We start from the raw sequence: 17,890 nt of genomic DNA, 5'->3' as shown, positions 1-17,890 counted from the left end.
TGGAAGTATTTATATTTTGGTGTAATGCCAAAGGGGGAAAATTGTGATTAAGCGGAGTGGCAATCTTTTATTAGCAATAAGTTTAGTATTCTCTATCGTCAGTTCTCTGTTTATGCCTGCAGTAATTTATGCAGCACCCAGCAATAGCAATAGCAATATCATAGATCAAAGCTCCACATCAGCTGGAAATTTGAGCAGTGTTGCTTTTGGTAACAATGTTTTTGTAGCGGTGGGCCAAGGAGGGATATCTACATCATCAAATGGCGTAGATTGGTCTATCTCAAAAAAGGCGGGGAACCCCAAACTAACTTCTATTGTGTTCGCTAATGGGCTGTTCTTAGCTATTGATGGTAGCGAAAAGGCAGTTTACAATTCACTCGATGGTGAAAATTGGACAAAAAAAACGTTAGCTATCACACCGGAAAGGTTGAAAGCGGTCAATGAAAAGTTCTTTGTATGGCAGTCAGTATATAAACCTGGCACCAATCCACCTTCTTATGATGTAACTCTACTACAATCCTCGGATGGCATTAACTGGACAGACACAGGAATCACTTCTACCAATGCAATATTCGGAATGCAAAGCTTAACGGATATTGCTTATGGCAACAACAAATATGTGGTCTCTGCTAACAATGCTGTCTATTATACCTCAACGAATCTGATCAATTGGACAACGGTCACCTTAACCGATCTTGTGATCAACCACTATAACTCTAGTTGGCCTTATGTTACGAATGTAATCTATTTAAATAATCGTTTCTTTAGTTATATTGTGACTCCTTATGCTAAAAAAGTATTCACCTCTACAGACGGTGCTAATTGGACCGTTGATGCCTCATGGGATAACAAGCAATTTTATGGGGGAGGTTCTTTAAATGGGAGCTATTTGTTGTTTGGGCAGGGTGTAATTTATAAATCTTCTGCGGCTCCGCTGGACAGCACCCAGTGGACATCTTCGGATACCCATACAACAATGATGATGAACAATATGGTTTACGGAAATGGAAAATATGTTGCTTCAGGGGGCAACGGCTTACTGGTTTCTTCTGACCTATCGGCGTGGAGTAATGTCAGCGGTAATCTGAAAAGTATTGCTAAGGATGGTAATGGCAATTATGTTGCCGTCTCATCCGGGGAATATGGCTCTATTTACAAATCTAATAGCTCCGCAGTATGGAACGATGTCACACCCTCCAAGCTGCCGGGAATGAATGCGGTCACTTATGGAGCAGGGAAGTTTATTGCGGTTACAGATAAAGAAAACTACAATCTTAACGCCAAAGTGGTGACCTCGACCAACGGTGATACTTGGACTATGACAGATACCGGAGTGCAGGACAATCTGACTGGCGTTGCTTTTGGCACAAATCAGTACGTTGCTGTTTCCGATTATGGCGGAATTTATTCTTCAGTTAACGGAACCTCATGGACAGAGAGATTTAAAAATGGGGATTTTGCATTTAATACAGTAGCTTACTTGAATAATCAATTTGTAGCTCTTGGGATGAAATACAATAGTACTACTTATGAGCAAGAGAGCGTTGTTATCGCAAAATCATCAGATGGAATACAGTGGAATGTGCCCTTAGAGATTGGGTTCCCCAATACTTCTTTAAAGGGAATTGCCTATGATGGTAGAGCTTATATTCTGGTTGGAGAAGATACACTTAGCCAGCAGGCAGTAATTCTAACCACAGAAGATTTGGTAACTTTTACGAAGGTTACAATATCAGCTAGCGCACTAAATAATATCAGCTTTGGTAATGGAAGTTTTCTGGCTGTTGGATTGAAGGGGGAGTTATTCTCTTCGGCAGACGGATCCACGTGGACTCAGGAAACATCTGATCTTACCTCTAATCTTAATGGTATTATTTACGATGGTACTAATTTTAAGGTCGTGGGGGATTATTTCACTAAAATGACCCTGAACCTAGGACCTACTCTTGCATATAGCATCACCGCTTCAGCGGCGACGTTGACACCTGTCGTAGGTGTAGATAATGGCATTACGCTGACTGTGAAGAACTCGCTGGGCAATATGGATACAACGTTTACCGGAACAAAAGAAGTGACGGTAGCGGGTTATGATGTTGCGCCGGACGGAACGTACGGAAGCTTAGGAAGCACCGCTTTGGCAGCTTCACCGAGCAAGATCAACGTTGATTTCGTTGAGGGTGTAGCACAGGTGAACCTGAAGCTGAACAAAGCTGGCGCGCAAGCGGTTGTGTTCAGCCAAGCAGGCGTAGCCACGCCAGCAGCAACAGCGCTGAACGTTACACCTGTCGCAGGTAGCACAGCGATAATGAAGCTGACCACGGGCGTAAGTGCCCCGCAAGCCAATGGCGGTAGCTTCGCGCAGCAGCCAGTGATAACGCTGCTGGATCAGTTTGGGAATGTGAATATTGGCGACAACAGTACGGTTGTTACTGTGTCGAAGAAGGACACTGGAACCTGGACGTTGACGGGGAATGTGACGTTGACGGCAGTAGCGGGTGTCATTTCCTTTACGGATCTAGGAGCTACGAATGCCACTGGAATCACCGGAGCCCAACTGGCATTTGATGCGACAGGACTTCCACAGATCACTAGTGTAGCGTTGAATCTTCCAGAGCCACAGGGAGCGCAAAGCATCACTGCCTCAGCGGCGACGTTGACACCTGTCGTAGGTGTAGATAATGGCATTACGCTGACCGTGAAGAACTCGCTGGGCGACACGGACACTCTGTTTACCGGAACAAAAGAAGTGACGGTAACGGGTTATGATGTTGCGCCGGACGGAACGTACGGAAGCTTAGGAAGCACCGCTTTGGCAGCTTCACCGAGCAAGATCAACGTTGATTTCGTTGAGGGTGTAGCACAGGTGAACCTGAAGCTGAACAAAGCTGGCGCGCAAGCGGTTGTGTTCAGCCAAGCAGGCGTAGCCACGCCAGCAGCAACAGCGCTGAACGTTACACCTGTCGCAGGTAGCACAGCGATAATGAAGCTGACCACGGGCGTAAGTGCCCCGCAAGCCAATGGCGGTAGCTTCGCGCAGCAGCCAGTGATAACGCTGCTGGATCAGTTTGGGAATGTGAATATTGGCGACAACAGTACGGTTGTTACTGTGTCGAAGAAGGACACTGGAACCTGGACGTTGACGGGGAATGTGACGTTGACGGCAGTAGCGGGTGTCATTTCCTTTACGGATCTGGGAGCTACGAATGCAGCTGGAATCACCGGAGCGCAACTGGCATTTGATGCGACGTGTCTTCCACAGATCACTAGCGCTACCGTGAATCTTCCACAACCACAGGGAGCGCAAAGCATCACCGCCTCAGCGGCGACCTTGACGCCTGTCGTAGGTGTAGATAATGGCATTACGCTGACCGTGAAAAATTCGCTGGGTAATACAGATACAACGTTCACCGGAACGAAAGAAGTGACGGTAACGGGTTATGGTGTTGCGCCGGACGGAACGTACGGAAGCTTAGGAAGCACCGCTTTGGCAGCTTCACCGAGCAAGATCAACGTTGATTTCGTTGAGGGTGTAGCACAGGTGAACCTGAAGCTGAACAAAGCTGGCGCGCAAGCGGTTGTGTTCAGCCAAGCAGGCGTAGCCACGCCAGCGGCAACAGTGCTGAACATTGCACCTGTCGCAGGTAGCACAGCGACAATGAAGCTCACTACGGGTGTAAGTGCTCCGCAAGCCAATGGCGGCAGCTTCGCGCAGCAGCCAGTGATAACGCTGCTGGATCAGTTTGGGAATGTGAATATTGGCGACAACAGTACGGTTGTTACTGTGTCGAAGAAGGATACTGGAAGCTGGACGTTGACGGGGAATACGACGTTGACGGCAGTAGCGGGCCTCATTTCCTTTACGGATCTGGGAGCTACGAATGCAGCTGGAATCACCGGAGCGCAACTGGCATTTGATGCGACAGGTCTTGCAGAGATCACTAGCGCAGTTATTGACCTTACCTGGCCTGAACTTGCTGCGCCAAGTATTGAGTCTGTAACAGCAGGAAACGGACATATTCGAATTACTTGGAGTCCCGTATATGGTACCGATAGTTACGCTGTATATCAGTCTACAGCTTCAGGTGTTTATGGAGCTGAGGTAGCTACTATAAGTGGCTCTGAGAACAGTTACGATGCTGTAGGATTAATTAATGGAACTGCTTATTATTTTATTGTTAAAGCTGTTAATCCTGATGGTATCAGTGCGGCTTCCAATGAAGTAACTAGAACGCCTCAGGTTCCAGCGCCGGGCGCGCCAATACTTCATTCACCTGTGGCAAGTAATGGCCTCATCGGCTTAACATGGGATCCGGTGAAGGGTGCGATTGGATACACTATATATCAAGGTATCACTTCCGGAATCTATGAGACCCAAGTGGCTACAGTAAGCGAATCTGTCTACAACTATGATGTGACAGGGTTAACTAATGGCCAATCTTATTATTTCGTAGTTAAGGCATCTAATCCGGGCGGGGAGAGTGCAGCTTCTAACGAAGTCAGCACGAAACCAAGAACATCACCATCTGCACCTACGGACTTAATAGCGGTAGCGGGAGATGGCGAGGTGACTGTGACATTTGCAGTTCCTGATTCGAACGGGGGAACTCCAATTACGAATTATGAGGTAACTGCTTCTCCGGGTAATATCGTAACGGTTGGGGCAACAAGTCCAATAAAGGTAACAGGTCTAGCGAATGGAACCACTTATTCGTTTACAGTTAAAGCGATTAATAGCGCTGGTAGTAGTGTAGCTTCTGAAGTTTCGAACTCCGTGACACCGAAGTCATCAACGGAGGTTGAGGTTACACCTACACCTACACCGCCAACACCAACACCAACGCCAACAGAATCACCGACATCAACACCGACTGCACCACCTTCAACAACTGCACCAACTGCAACAGCAGGATCCACTGCTACAGCTACAGCTACACCATCTAGCAGCATGGTTGAGGTATTGGTGAACGGTAAGGTTGAAAATGCCGGAACAGCAACGATATCTGAGCATAACGGGCAGACGGTTACCACGATTGTTGTAGATCAGGCAAAAATAGAGCAACGTATCGAAAAGGAAGACCAGAATGCAATTATAACTATCCCTGTGACTGCGACTTCAGATGTGATTATTGGCGAGCTTAATGGCCAAATCATCAAAGATATGGAGCAGAAGCAGGCGCTGCTAATCATTCGTACTCCAAAAGGTACTTATACAATATCAGCAGCACAGATTGATATCAGTGCAATTTCAAAACAGTTTGGCACAGACATTGCTCTACAAGATGTGAAGGTGCAAATTTCAATTTCTGTTCCGACTGCGGATGCACTGAAAAGAATAGAAATGTTGGCAGCCAATGAAAAGCTAACGTTGGTAGCTCAGCCATTAGATTTCACGGTGAAGGTTACTTACGCTGGGAAAACTGTTGAACTCACTAAGTTTAATACCTATGTGGAAAGAACTATTCCTCTAGCGGATGGTGTAGACCTTAAGAAGATCACGACTGGGCTAGTGCTTGAAGCGGGGGGGACGTTCCGCCATGTACCCACACAGATTGTTGCCATTGATGGCAAACACTTTGCGAAAATACACAGTTTAACGAACAGTACGTATTTTGTAGTTCAAGATCCACAGAACTTCAAGGATGTCGCCACCCACTGGGCTAAGGACATTGTCAATGAGATGGCTTCCCGTAAGGTTATTAATGGAGTCGGCGACGATTTGTTTAACCCTAATCTGGAGATTACACGTGCAGAATTTGCGGCGATTATCGTACGTGGATTGGGATTGAAGTTGGAAAGCGGGACAACATCCTTTACGGATGTAAAGGTCTCAGATTGGTATAATGATGCTGTGCAGACAGCTTACTCCTATAAGCTAATCAACGGTTTTGAAGATGGAACGTTCCATCCAACAGACAAGATTACTCGGGAACAGGCGATGAGTATTATTGCTAAAGCTATGGTGATTACCGATTTGAAGACAAATCTTCCGGCCAAAGAAGCAAGCGAGCTGCTGAGCATTTACACGGATGCGAATGAAGCATCAGACTGGGCGAAGAGTGGCATCGCAGACAGCCTGCAAGCAGGAATCATCACGGGCAGAAGCGGAAATGTACTTGCCCCACAAGCCTTCATTACGAGAGCAGAAGTTGCGGCTATCATCCAAAGATTGCTGCAACAATCAGATTTGATTTAATACACGGTTCTGATTCGAGAGGATCCTTCATGCAGGAAGAGCTGCGGAGGGTCCTCTTTATTTTATTAGGTCAGAGACAATCATTTGTTGCTTTTTTATTGACAAGAAGAAAAATCCAGTTAATAATAACATATGAACACATGCTCATATGTTATTATTAACTGGAGCTTTTGAATGTAACTGCGCAGGGCTACGAATACTATCTAGCTGAAGGTAATAGGAGGTTAAGCATGATGAACAAGAAGAACAAACGCAATCATCAGGTCGAGAATGTACACGGGCAACAGTCCAATCACGATCACAGTAACCACGACCACGCTCATGAAGGACACAGTCACGCTCATGAAGGACACAGTCACTCCCATGGCTCTCACGGGCATCAACATTTTGATCCTAGTGGAAATAAAAAAGGGCTTTTGATTGCGTTGATCATTACGGTTGGAATTATGTTTTTGGAGTTTTTTGGTGGGTTGATTACTAACAGCTTAGCCCTGTTATCGGACAGTGGGCATATGCTAAACGATGCAAGCTCTCTAGCATTAAGCCTAGTAGCGGTCTGGTTTGCAACTAAACCTGCTTCTCCGAACAAAACGTATGGTTTTCATCGATTTGAAATTTTGGCGGCACTCTTAAACGGAGTTACTTTATTTGTAGTTGCTGGATTTATCATTGTAGAAGCTTATGGGCGGTTTTTTGAGCCGCCGACAGTTGCCAGCGGATCTATGATGCTGATCGCAAGTATTGGTCTTTTAGCCAATGTGGCTAGTGCATGGTCGCTTATGAGAAAAGGGGATGTGAAAAATAACATTAATCTCCGTAGTGCTTATCTCCATGTGCTTGGTGATGCTTTAGGTTCAGTAGGGGCAATTATTGCCGGTTTAATCATGATGATTTTTGGCTGGTATGTTGCTGATCCAATCATAAGCGTACTGGTTGCTCTATTGATTCTTAGAGGGGCATGGGGAATTATCAAACATACCGTTCACGTCCTTATGGAAGGCACCCCGATTACAATTAATCCAGCTGAAGTAAAGGAAATCCTCGAAAGCATTGAGGGGGTTAGAAATGTTCATGACCTGCATATCTGGACCATAACTTCGGGATTAGATTCACTCAGCTGTCATATCTTAATTGAAGAGGAAGCAGATGACCAACGCATTTTGCAGCAAGCGATTCGGTTAACTGCCGATCATTTCAAAATTCAACATACAACCATTCAGGTTGAAACTTCAGCTATAGTTCATGAAGAATTGAAAATCTAATCAATGATTTATTTTTTGAATAGAATAGGGGGGCTATAGTATAATAAAAATACGAGGAAAGGGGTGATCGGTGCATGGATAATCTGACTCACGAGCATGAATCATGCAGTACGGATGAGCGGAAAAGTCATCACTCAGATAAAACTAAAAAGAATTTGATTAGCCGGCTAAATAGAATTGAAGGTCAAGTTAGAGGGCTAAAAGGGTTAATTGAAAAAGACACCTATTGTGATGATGTGCTGCATCAAATCTCCTCGGTCCAATCTGCATTGAACGGCGTGGGCAAGCTTTTGCTGGAGCATCATATGAAAAGTTGTGTAGTGGAACGTATCCAGGAAGGTGAGAACGAGGTACTGGATGAACTACTAGTTACCATTAATAAATTAATTAGATAATTGATCAATCGGAAGGATTCCCCGGAATCCTTTTTTATTTGCTTAAATTGGGTATATATAGAGTAGGGGACTATCCTAATTAATAAATTGAGAGGAGAATGTGTTATGGCACATCAAAACTACAAAGAGTGTATCGATGAGTGTTTAAAATGTATGATAGCTTGCAATCACTGTTACTCAGCTTGTTTGGATGAGGATCATGTGGGGATGATGAAGGAGTGCATTCGCCTGGATCGTGAATGTGCAGATATATGCGAGTTTGCAGCTCATGCCATGTCGATGAACAGTAAATATGCAACAGAGATTTGTTTAGCTTGTGCAGAAGCTTGTGAAGCCTGCGGCAACGAATGCCAAAAGCATGATCATGAACATTGCCAGCAATGTGCAGAAGCTTGTTTTGCTTGTGCAAAAGTTTGCCGTGAAATGGCGGCGTAAATTAAAGCTTGAAACTGAAAGGGCTGCTGCGGCAGCCCTTTATTCATGAATAGGAAGCCAAATCTAAGGGCAACTAGTGAGGTTTTGTAAAATTATTAAGCAATATAGGTAAATATAGTGTTAAAATTTATTGAAATAATACCTTTATAATCAAGAGATATAGATGCATAGGGGATGGCTGAGAAAAATAAACAGTTATGAGAGGGATGTTAACGACGGTATGATCAATCTTAGTCCAGAACGACTCCAGCAAGTTAGCTATATAGGGATTACTGAGGCTGATTTAGAATTATTAAAAAGCAAGGAGAAAGAATTCAACTTAATCGTTAGCTCATTGGTTGAGGAGCTGTATAAACAGATGACGATGGAGCCAGAGCTGCTCCACATCATTGAGCAGCACAGTACACTGGATCGATTGAAAGAAACACAGCAGTGGTATTTTTTATCTATGGCCGCTGGTGTGATCGATGAAGCATTTATTGAAAGACGTTTGCTTATCGGGAAAATCCATTCCCGTATTGGATTAACAACGAATTGGTATTTGGGGACGTACATATTATATCTGGATCTGGCTACTGCTTATTTTGAACGGATATTACCAAACGAATGGAAGCCTGTTATCCATGCCTTAACCAAGATGTTTAATCTCGATTCACAGCTCGTTCTTGAAGCCTATGAAGTGGATGAAAAAGCAAAAATAGAAAACTTGCTGGAGAAGCAAAATCACCTGCTTACAGGAGTGAGTTCAGCCGTTCAGGAGCTGGTATCTTTGATGGTTCAATTAAAGGATAGCAGTGAATCGATAGAAAGTTTAGCTAGTAAAAATGCTGATTATCAAGAGAAAACGCATCAAACGGTATTATATTTGGACAAAGAGGTGGAGTCTATTCATCAAGTGGGTACGATGATTAGAGAAGTGGCTGATCATACGCATCTTTTAGGCCTGAATGCGGCTATTGAAGCAGCCAGAGCTGGGGAGTTTGGAAGAGGTTTTGAAGTTGTGGCTAATGAAGTTCGTAAGCTAGCCCGTCGCTCAAAGGATTCACTGGTAACCATTGACCAGAAACTCGACAATATCAATGCCACCCTTTCCAAGGTGAAAAAAGAATCGGAACATAACTCCATGTATTCCAAGGATCAGGTCAAAAGCTCTCAAGAGCTGGCTTCCTTCGTGAACTTAATTGAAAAAGTGACTGCTGAGTTAGAGAACTTGAAATGAAGCTGCCACGGATTGAAACACTCCTTCAGAAAATTCTGAGGAGTGTTTTTTGATTGAAGAAGTTATTAGCGGTATAGCTTAAACATCAGTTTTGGAGACACCGTTTAAGCTGGGCACATAATCAGCAGCCTTATCGATGTTCACCATCTGAGCGGCTTCATTGAAATTGTTGTTATTCTCCGCATTGTTTTTCTTACTTGGTTGATGTTTTCCTGGAGCTTCTTTGGGATTGGCACTATTTTTGGGCATGACATTCACCTCCATATTCTTCACCTAGTATGAGAAGGTAGTTTGAATTTTATGCCAGCAGTTGACAAGTGTATCATTAAAAGATATAGTTCATTTAATGATATATCTTTTAATGATACATATGAGGAGGTGATTAAGTGTCAAGAACGGACTCATTGGAAATGGGAGAGCTCACAGACACTGCATTTTATATTCTCTTGTCTTTAGTCGAAGCCAAACACGGATATCTGATTATGAAATCAATCGAAACGATGACGAACAATCAATTTTCAATTGGGCCTGCTTCCATGTATACAACCATTAAGAAGCTGTTAGCGGCTGAATTTATTGAGCTGTATAAAGAAGAAGAGGACGACAAACGAAAAACGTATATTGCAACGGAAAAAGGAATTGGATTGCTAAGAAAAGAAGTAGAGCGCCGAAAAGAAATGATTAGACATGCAGAACAAATTCTCAAATAAAAGGTGGGGAATAGGCATGAAGAATACAAAATATGTGACCAGCGGGGGCTTAGCTTTTACTGAAAAAGGAGATATGCAGAAATTGAGTAAGTATGCCAAAAGGGGCTGGCTCCTGGAGAGCTTTGCACCTTTGGGTTATAAGTTAAGAAAGGGAGATCCCCAGAATCTTGAGTACAGTGTAGATTATCACACGAATGTGGATGAGGAGTATTATTTGATTTTTGAAGATGCCGGATGGACTTATGTCTGTTCTGCCGGAAATGGGTTTCATATCTTTCGGGCAGCTGCAGGTACGGCGCCTATCTACTCGGACACAGGGACCCTCATTGACAAATATGAACGTGAAAAGAAAACGATGGGCAAAGTAGCCTTGCCATTGCTTATAGCTTTGATTGCTTTTATCTTCCTAGCGATCTTGGGCGTTAATGGATGGTTACCTGAGATCGTGAGGAATATCAGCCTGGTGTTAGTAGTGGTCACACTTTGTATGTTGGTCTTTCCGGGTCTTCCATACATTGCGTATCGATTCAAATTGAATAAATTACGAGAATAGCGAATGGATTTTTATCTAAAGGATGTTTGCACAGCCATGAATGAAGTTGGTTGTGGAACCATCCTTTTTTTAGTTGAGGAGTGAGAACAAATCTAAGTCTCAGATATATAGTACTAATGATCTATTAATGGAATTTCTTATATATTAATTCCATATTCTGTATTACAATGATAGCGAATACGAATTAGCTTGCTGTTTTCTTTCAAATTTATTACCACAATTGAAGAGGAGGCAATGAATGATGAAGAAGGATGCAAAGCTTAGGTTGAGTTGGAAAAGCCTTATTGTCGTATGCTTGGTAATTAGTATTCTTCCTGCCGGTTCCGCGTTTGCAGCAGTGAACAAACCTTTTCCGCAACATACCACCTACACGAGTGGATCTATCAAGCCAAACAATGTAACCCAGACCAGTATGGATAATTCAGTGAAGACCAAATGGGATGCGTGGAAAACGGCCTATCTCAAACCAGCTGGCACTGGCAAATATTACGTTAAGTATAATTCAGATGGAGAAACGGTATCTGAAGCACATGGTTACGGGATGTTGTTCACAGTTTTGATGGCTGGTTATGACAGCAATGCTCAGACTTATTTTGACGGCTTATATAATTATTACAAGGCTCACCCAAGTGCAATTAACCCTTATTTGATGTCCTGGAAGCAAAACAGCAGCTTTCAAAATATTGAAGGCGAGGACTCTGCTACAGATGGAGATATGGATATAGCGTTCTCATTGCTGCTTGCGGACAAGCAGTGGGGAAGTAGTGGTACAATCAATTATTTACAAGCTGCAAAAGATATCATTAATGCGATTATGGACAATGAGATTAACCAGACACAGTGGACGATCCGTCTAGGTGACTGGGCGAATAGCGGCTCGTATAATACGGCAACTAGACCTTCGGATTTCATGCTAAATCATTTAAAAGCATTCCAACAGGCTACAGGAGATACCCGCTGGACGAATGTTATCGATAAAACGTACACGATTATAAATAGCCTTTATACGGGTTATAGCTCTAGCACTGGGCTGTTGCCTGATTTCGTAGTTTACTCTGGGGGTGTGTATAAACCTGCTGCGGCGAATTTCCTTGAGGATGCCAATGACGGGAATTACAATTACAATTCTTGTCGTACCCCATGGCGGATCGCAACAGATTATTTGATTACTGGAGACAGCAGGGCGCTTACGCAGCTCAATAAGATGAATAGCTGGATTAAGACTAAAGTAAGCAGTACACCTGGTAGTATAAAAGATGGGTATAAGCTAAACGGAACCGTATTTGGAAGTTACAATAGCGGTGCCTTCTATGCTCCATTTGGAGTCAGTGCGATGACCTCATCAACTTACCAAAGCTGGTTGAATTCTCTCTGGGGCCACACAGCAAGCAGTGCTGCAGAAGATTACTATGAAGACAGCATCAAGCTGTTTTCGATGATCGTTATGTCTGGTAACTGGTGGACCTATTAAGATAACGTATAGTTAGAAAAAGGCTGTCCCCAAAACGTTCATGCCCAAAACCATAAAAGTCAAACAGAACAGCGATTCTCCTAATATTGGAGAATCGCTGTTTTGCATTTTTGGTCAACTACTGTTTGTTTCAGTAGATTAGGGGCAAAAGTAAAGCCACCTGATCTCTAATGTTACGGTGGAGCATCCTTTATTTGATAACCAATTGAATCAAGGGGCGTACCTATTGATGCTCCAAAGGATGCAATAAGTGAAGCACTTATACAGCAATTGGGGAATTTCTCCCTAAAATTCAGAGATTTCTGTTCATCAGACTTATAATTAGGGAAAACTTCCCTGAATTTTGGCCGATTCAGTAACTAATAAAGAAATCCCCCTGATTATTAGGGAGGAATTCCCTGATTCCGTCCTTTTAGAGCCAAAATCGGCTATTTTCAGGGAGTATTTCCCTAATTAGTTTACACTTACGCTGCACATCGCACATCGCACATCGCACATCGCACATCGCACATCGCACATCGCACATCGCACATCGCACATCGCACATCGCACATCGCACATCGCACATCGCACATCGCACATCGCACATCGCACATCGCACATCGCACATCGCACATCGCACATCGCACATCGCACATCGCACATCGCACATCGCTCACCATTTCACTATTTTTAGGACAACCTTACTGAAGACTTTGCGGCATACAGATAAGTAGTACCGCAAAAGAATTGTGGTTTTAACGAACGTTGTTTTCGGTGAAACGTCCTGCCTGGTTATATACAATTGGATTAAATAGGAAGATATAGTTCCTTATATCTAAAAAGGGTAGGTGATAATATTGCTCTCAGACAAGAAACAATCTCTTCTATTTATTATTATCGTATGGGCAATGGCGTTAGGGATGTTGCTGCTTCCGGAATCGGCGCAAGGTCTGTATGGATTTACTCCTTTTTTCACAGTATGTATCATGATGTTTCTGATTGTGAGAGATGGATACAGTGCTGAGGGATGGAGAAGGTTGGGCTTCAAATTTAGGGGAGGCAAAGAATACATATTGGCTTTAGTTATTCCCTTAGGTTCACTGGGAGCGGGATATGCTGTCTATTGGATGGGATGGAACTCAAGCTTAATTTCTCCAGATTCATGGATCAAGACTGCTATATATTTGCTCGTTTACATTGTTCTTGGTTCATTATCTGCTTTGGGGGAAGAGATCGGTTGGAGGGGTTGGCTGCTCCCGCGTTTTCAATGGATGGGAAGAGTAAGTTCTAGTGTAACAATGGGCTTAATCTGGGCTATATGGCATTATCCGGCGATTCTTGGGCCGCGTGCTTATCATTCCTCTGGAAGCCGCTGGCTCGTGGTGGTGCTCTTTACCTTATCTGTTATGTTTGCGGGCATCATTATAAATGAACTGCGTCTGACCTCCGGTAGTATTTGGCCGGCAGTGCTTTTACACGGAACTAATAATGCTGTAGATAGTGTTTTGCACAATATTACTGTCAGTTCTTCACCTATGTTGGAGTATGTAGCCGGGGAGAGTGGTTGGGTTCCAGTGATTTTATATGGCTGCGCAGCGATATGGATTCTGGATCGAAACCACAGAGTGAAGCAGCAAAAAGCCAGGATAGAGCTATAATTCAATGCGGATATTTAGAGGAGAAGGAATATCATGCATAAAAGTATATAATTTCCTTTGTGATTCATATAAAATGGTAGGGGAATACCAAATAAGAATAGAGATATGTATAATTTTGTTCGTTCGGGGGATTTGAAATGACAGTAAAACTCCGCCAGTTATTCATATCAGGGTTACTTTGCATTTTTGTTTTTCTTATTATTCATTTTGTGTGGGTCATTCACTCTAACATCTTGCTTGGCGTTGGTCTGGAGCAGAATGAAGAAGGGCAATATTATATTGCTGAGGCAGACGTTTCAAGCGAAGGGTATAAACAGAATCTAAGGGAAGGGGATATCTTATTACGGGTTAATGGGAAACCGATTGATAAAGTGGATGAAGCTGTGAGATATGGAAGCTTAACTCAGGTTCAATCCGTTGACCTTCTTCGTAACTCCAAAGGGGGGGCTCCACTTGCTTTGCATTATGATATTGAGAATAAGTCCTCCATCTATCATACGTTTACCCAGCTTGTAGTCCCTGGAGCGACATTTGTTTTTTTGGCAGTGTTAAGCCTTCTATTATACCGCAGGAAAAGCGGGGATCGCTCAGCAGAGCTGCTGATTTTATTCTTTTTATTAGTCGGAATAACTTACTTTGCGGGATATGCCTCAAGTAGATCTGATCTTATAGGTAGAATCGCGATGGGTAGCGTGTTGCCTTTAATTCCACTGGTTTTTATTCACTTTCTCCAAGTATATCTGAAACGATTTGATGTATTAGTTCTATCTACTACTGTAATCAAAATATACTATGGCCTGGTCATTTTACTAAGCCTATTTTCCACCTCCAGTCTAATGGTTTACTCCTGGGATAGATCCTTGTATTCCTTTGTAAGGTTAATTATTATTGGGTTCTTTGTTTTTGGAATTTTTTACAGCATATTTAAGCTGCTATATTTATACATTACTTATCGAAGCACAGCGCTTAAATCGATGTTTAAAATTATGCTTACCGGACAAATCCTTGCGTTTACACCGTTTGTTCTCTTCTCAGCTGCACCCATTGCTGTTGGGGTCAACCTGATTCCTTACGAAATTACTACGATCTTTTTGTTTTTGATGCCAGTTACTTATTTTTATCTGCTGACGGCTAGGCAACTATTTGATATTGATTTCGCTTTTAATCGGTTTAAATATTATTTATTAATTGCTTTTTTTCCGGCGCTAATGATTGTAGCCGTATTTGCGATCATTCAGAGCAGGCAAGAGTATGATTGGATCAAATGGATTCAGATGTTTTTGGTTGTATATTTATCTATTACAATCTTTTTATTCTTTAAGGAGAAAATAGATTATTATTTCCGGCCTAAACTGTTCCGTGAGCTTTATCATTATCAAGGTAGTCTGGAGCGATTCTCGAAGCAAATCTCCAAGGTTATGAAGCGGTCTGATTTGGAGGCTGCAATTTACAAGGAAATCAATGAGATTTTACCGGTTAGTCGGTCTGCTTTTTTTGAGAGAGATGAGGATATGAGTAACCTCGAACAAATAGTCGACAATTCGGGCCAAGAGATCAACATAGAATTTGTATCGAAATCTCCAGTTTTTAAGGTAGGAGAAGTAGTTCAACTCAAACAGGGGATCTTACTCGTAATCGGACGTCACCAAAAAAAATTTCATCTCCTCTGGATTGATCATAAGAAGAACCATACAAAGCTTAATTCGGATGAGCTTAACTGGTTAAATACCCTCGCAAATTATGCGAGTATTGTCTATGAGAATTTATATCTTATTGAAGGCTTGATTGAAGACCTTGAAGCAGAGATGAAAAAAGAGCTACATGCAGCACCATGGGTTCTACGCCTGATCTTTAACTTATCAGAGAAAGAACGCAGAAAGCTGGCGGCGGATTTACATGATTCTGCTCTTCAGGATCAGCTCATTTGGCTTCGCAGGCTGGAAACACTGATCTCCGATCATGATATTGAGGCGGATATTTTGCCAGAGCTGCTTCAGATTAAAGAGGGACTTCTGGATGTGATATATCAGATTAGGGAGACCTGCAATGAACTGCGTCCACCGCTGCTAAGAGAGACCGGAATTGTGAAGGCACTGGAACTATTGTTTGAGTATGCCCAGCTGCAGTCCAACTACATTATCACTTTTACATCCAGTCCGATTGGTGAGCTAAGTGATGACCTGGTGATTGCGTTGTATCGAATAGTACAGGAGCTCCTGCGGAATGCCGGGAAACATGCCAAGGCGAATCAGATTGAAATTGAGCTGGACCAGCAAGAGCACCTCTATTTTCGATATAAGGATGATGGGATTGGCATGAATATAGTTGATATCAGGGAATCTTTTCAGCATATGGGCCTGTCTGGAATCAAAGAACGTGTTGCTAGCTTAGAGGGGGAGTGCACTTTTACCTCGGAGAAAGGGAAGGGACTGGAGGTTATTATTTATTTACCGACAATGGCTTTTGTAGAAGAAAAGCACAGAGGAGGCGATGACGATGATACGTATCTTGTTGGTTGATGATCATCCTTCAGTCGGAGAAGGAACCAAAACTATGATTGAGCAGGACGCGGATATGGAGGTTACTTTTGTTTTGTCAGCGATGGAAGCTTTGGATAGGCTGGAGCAACAAGAATTTGATGTGATCTTATGCGACCTCAACATGCCTACGATCAGCGGACTTGAATTCGCCAAAAGAGCCGTTCAACGTGATCCTGAATCTAAAGTGGTGATTTATACCGGATATGAGATCAGTGCTCATTATAATCTTTTGATGGAGTCAGGGGTCATAGGATTTATCTCTAAAACAGCTTCCCGGGAACAGTTGTTAAATACCATTCGTTGTGCACTAAGGAATGAGGCGGTCATTCCGGTGTCTTTACTTAAACAGCTACGAAGAAATGATATCAAGATTTCTAATCACCGGGATAATCGGCTGCTTGAAGAAGTGTCCATTAATCAAAGAGAACAGGAAATACTCCAAGAAGTAGCTAGTGGAAAAAGCAATAAAGACATAGCCAGCAAGCTTTTAATGTCACAAAGGACTGTAGAGTATAACCTGACGAGAATCTTTGAGAAGCTTAGTGTACATTCCAGATCCGAAGCTATAGTGGAAGGGAAGCGACTAGGTCTTGTTAGGATGGAGACTTTCTAAGTTGAAGCCCATACAACCCAATACATAGTTTTGTTAGTTTTATTCATGGTGTTAAGCACCTCACTTTGACATCTTGATCGTCATTACCTGTAATTCATAATTCTGAACCATTCCGGTATTTAGAGTATTATTCTGAAGAAATCAAGGAGGAACATCCATATGATTGACATGAACCAAATATTTTTGATTACAGATATCCCAGGTTACTCCCCGCAAATCAGCCGACTTTTATCCATGATGAACTATGCAAGATATACAACATTAGAAGCCGTTAAGGGTCTAACTGTGGAACAACTGGATTATTTATTGGATGCTCAGAGTAACTCTATTGGAGCGTTATTATTGCACTACGCTGCTGTAGAATATGCATATCAAGTGGCAACGTTTGAGCAAAGAGATTTGTCTGAAGAAGAGCTAACGAGATGGGGGCCAGCATTAAATTTAGGAGACGAAGGACGAGCCAATATTAAGGGGAATGACCTGAGCTATTATTTAGATCGCCTAAATGAAGTTAGACAAAAGACTTATGAATTATTCGCAACCGTCGATGATAATTGGTTATATACTGAAGAGGAATTCTGGCATAACAAACCTGCGAACTACTATTTTATGTGGTTTCACGTTTTTGAGGATGAAATCAATCATAGAGGCCAGATTAGGCTGATCCGAAAAAGAGCACTAGCTTAAGAAAGGAGGCGCGCGCGAATGGAGTACATAGAGAAAAATATAAAGCCTTTATTTAAGAAATATCCGCTGCTCTCGAAATTTATATTAACAGTGGTGATTATAGACATCGTTTATTACGCCGGAAAACAAGTTGGAGGATTAGCTTATCACCTCATGCACTAATTTCTTTTGA

Annotated in this window: 14 protein-coding genes; 13 read left to right on the top strand and 1 reads right to left on the bottom strand. The window is 42.7% G+C overall.

Annotated features, from left to right (window positions below; all coding sequences use genetic code 11):
* Positions 1 to 43 precede the first annotated feature (43 nt).
* The 5 genes from NST58_RS28940 to NST58_RS28920 all read left to right on the top strand — a co-directional run bounded on the left by NST58_RS28940 (position 44) and on the right by NST58_RS28920 (position 9,504).
* Positions 44 to 6,193 carry an S-layer homology domain-containing protein gene (locus NST58_RS28940; RefSeq protein WP_339245068.1) on the top strand — a complete coding sequence of 2,050 codons (6,150 nt, stop codon included), beginning with the start codon at positions 44 to 46 and terminating at the stop codon, positions 6,191 to 6,193.
* Between the two features lie 233 nt (positions 6,194 to 6,426).
* The gene (locus NST58_RS28935) at positions 6,427 to 7,455 is read left to right on the top strand and encodes a cation diffusion facilitator family transporter (protein ID WP_076128819.1); all 1,029 of its coding nucleotides are present in this window, start codon (positions 6,427 to 6,429) and stop codon (positions 7,453 to 7,455) included.
* 74 nt (positions 7,456 to 7,529) lie between these two features.
* Positions 7,530 to 7,850 carry a metal-sensitive transcriptional regulator gene (locus NST58_RS28930; RefSeq protein ID WP_076128794.1) on the top strand — a complete coding sequence of 107 codons (321 nt, stop codon included), beginning with the start codon at positions 7,530 to 7,532 and terminating at the stop codon, positions 7,848 to 7,850.
* A 105-nt stretch (positions 7,851 to 7,955) separates the two neighbouring features.
* A complete protein-coding gene (locus NST58_RS28925; RefSeq protein WP_076128792.1) occupies positions 7,956 to 8,285 on the top strand; it encodes a four-helix bundle copper-binding protein in 330 nt (109 codons plus the stop codon).
* A gap of 220 nt (positions 8,286 to 8,505) precedes the next feature.
* Entirely contained in the window at positions 8,506 to 9,504 is a 999-nt protein-coding gene (locus tag NST58_RS28920) for a globin-coupled sensor protein (protein ID WP_076128790.1), read from the top strand.
* A 78-nt stretch (positions 9,505 to 9,582) separates the two neighbouring features.
* Here the strand turns inward: NST58_RS28920 and NST58_RS28915 are convergent, their stop codons facing one another.
* Positions 9,583 to 9,753: a hypothetical protein gene (locus tag NST58_RS28915; protein ID WP_155288200.1), complete on the bottom strand. Its 171-nt coding sequence runs from the start codon at positions 9,751 to 9,753 to the stop codon at positions 9,583 to 9,585.
* A gap of 137 nt (positions 9,754 to 9,890) precedes the next feature.
* On the opposite strand from NST58_RS28915, the gene NST58_RS28910 reads away from it, so the two are divergent.
* From NST58_RS28910 to NST58_RS28875, 8 genes are all read left to right on the top strand, one after another.
* Entirely contained in the window at positions 9,891 to 10,214 is a 324-nt protein-coding gene (locus NST58_RS28910; RefSeq protein WP_036681391.1) for a PadR family transcriptional regulator, read from the top strand.
* Between the two features lie 16 nt (positions 10,215 to 10,230).
* Complete coding sequence (locus NST58_RS28905; protein ID WP_076193619.1) at positions 10,231 to 10,767, top strand: DUF2812 domain-containing protein; 537 nt, start codon at positions 10,231 to 10,233, stop codon at positions 10,765 to 10,767.
* A 238-nt stretch (positions 10,768 to 11,005) separates the two neighbouring features.
* The gene (locus tag NST58_RS28900; protein ID WP_339245062.1) at positions 11,006 to 12,238 is read left to right on the top strand and encodes a glycosyl hydrolase family 8; all 1,233 of its coding nucleotides are present in this window, start codon (positions 11,006 to 11,008) and stop codon (positions 12,236 to 12,238) included.
* A gap of 839 nt (positions 12,239 to 13,077) precedes the next feature.
* Positions 13,078 to 13,878 (top strand): CPBP family intramembrane glutamic endopeptidase, encoded by an 801-nt coding sequence (locus NST58_RS28895; protein ID WP_076219253.1) that lies wholly within the window; start codon positions 13,078 to 13,080, stop codon positions 13,876 to 13,878.
* Between the two features lie 137 nt (positions 13,879 to 14,015).
* Positions 14,016 to 16,397: an ATP-binding protein gene (locus NST58_RS28890; protein ID WP_339245061.1), complete on the top strand. Its 2,382-nt coding sequence runs from the start codon at positions 14,016 to 14,018 to the stop codon at positions 16,395 to 16,397.
* Complete coding sequence (locus NST58_RS28885) at positions 16,375 to 17,031, top strand: response regulator transcription factor (RefSeq protein WP_248549609.1); 657 nt, start codon at positions 16,375 to 16,377, stop codon at positions 17,029 to 17,031. The genes NST58_RS28890 and NST58_RS28885 overlap by 23 nt, the downstream gene beginning before the upstream one ends.
* Positions 17,032 to 17,199: 168 nt before the next feature.
* On the top strand, positions 17,200 to 17,718 hold the full coding sequence (locus NST58_RS28880; protein ID WP_076128815.1) for a DinB family protein: 519 nt from the start codon (positions 17,200 to 17,202) through the stop codon (positions 17,716 to 17,718).
* 18 nt (positions 17,719 to 17,736) lie between these two features.
* Positions 17,737 to 17,880: a hypothetical protein gene (locus tag NST58_RS28875; protein ID WP_175620025.1), complete on the top strand. Its 144-nt coding sequence runs from the start codon at positions 17,737 to 17,739 to the stop codon at positions 17,878 to 17,880.
* Positions 17,881 to 17,890 lie beyond the last annotated feature (10 nt).

Source organism: Paenibacillus sp. FSL R10-2796, from assembly GCF_037965315.1.
Lineage (GTDB): Bacteria > Bacillota > Bacilli > Paenibacillales > Paenibacillaceae > Paenibacillus_AQ > Paenibacillus_AQ odorifer.
This window is presented reverse-complemented; position numbering and strand designations above follow the sequence as displayed.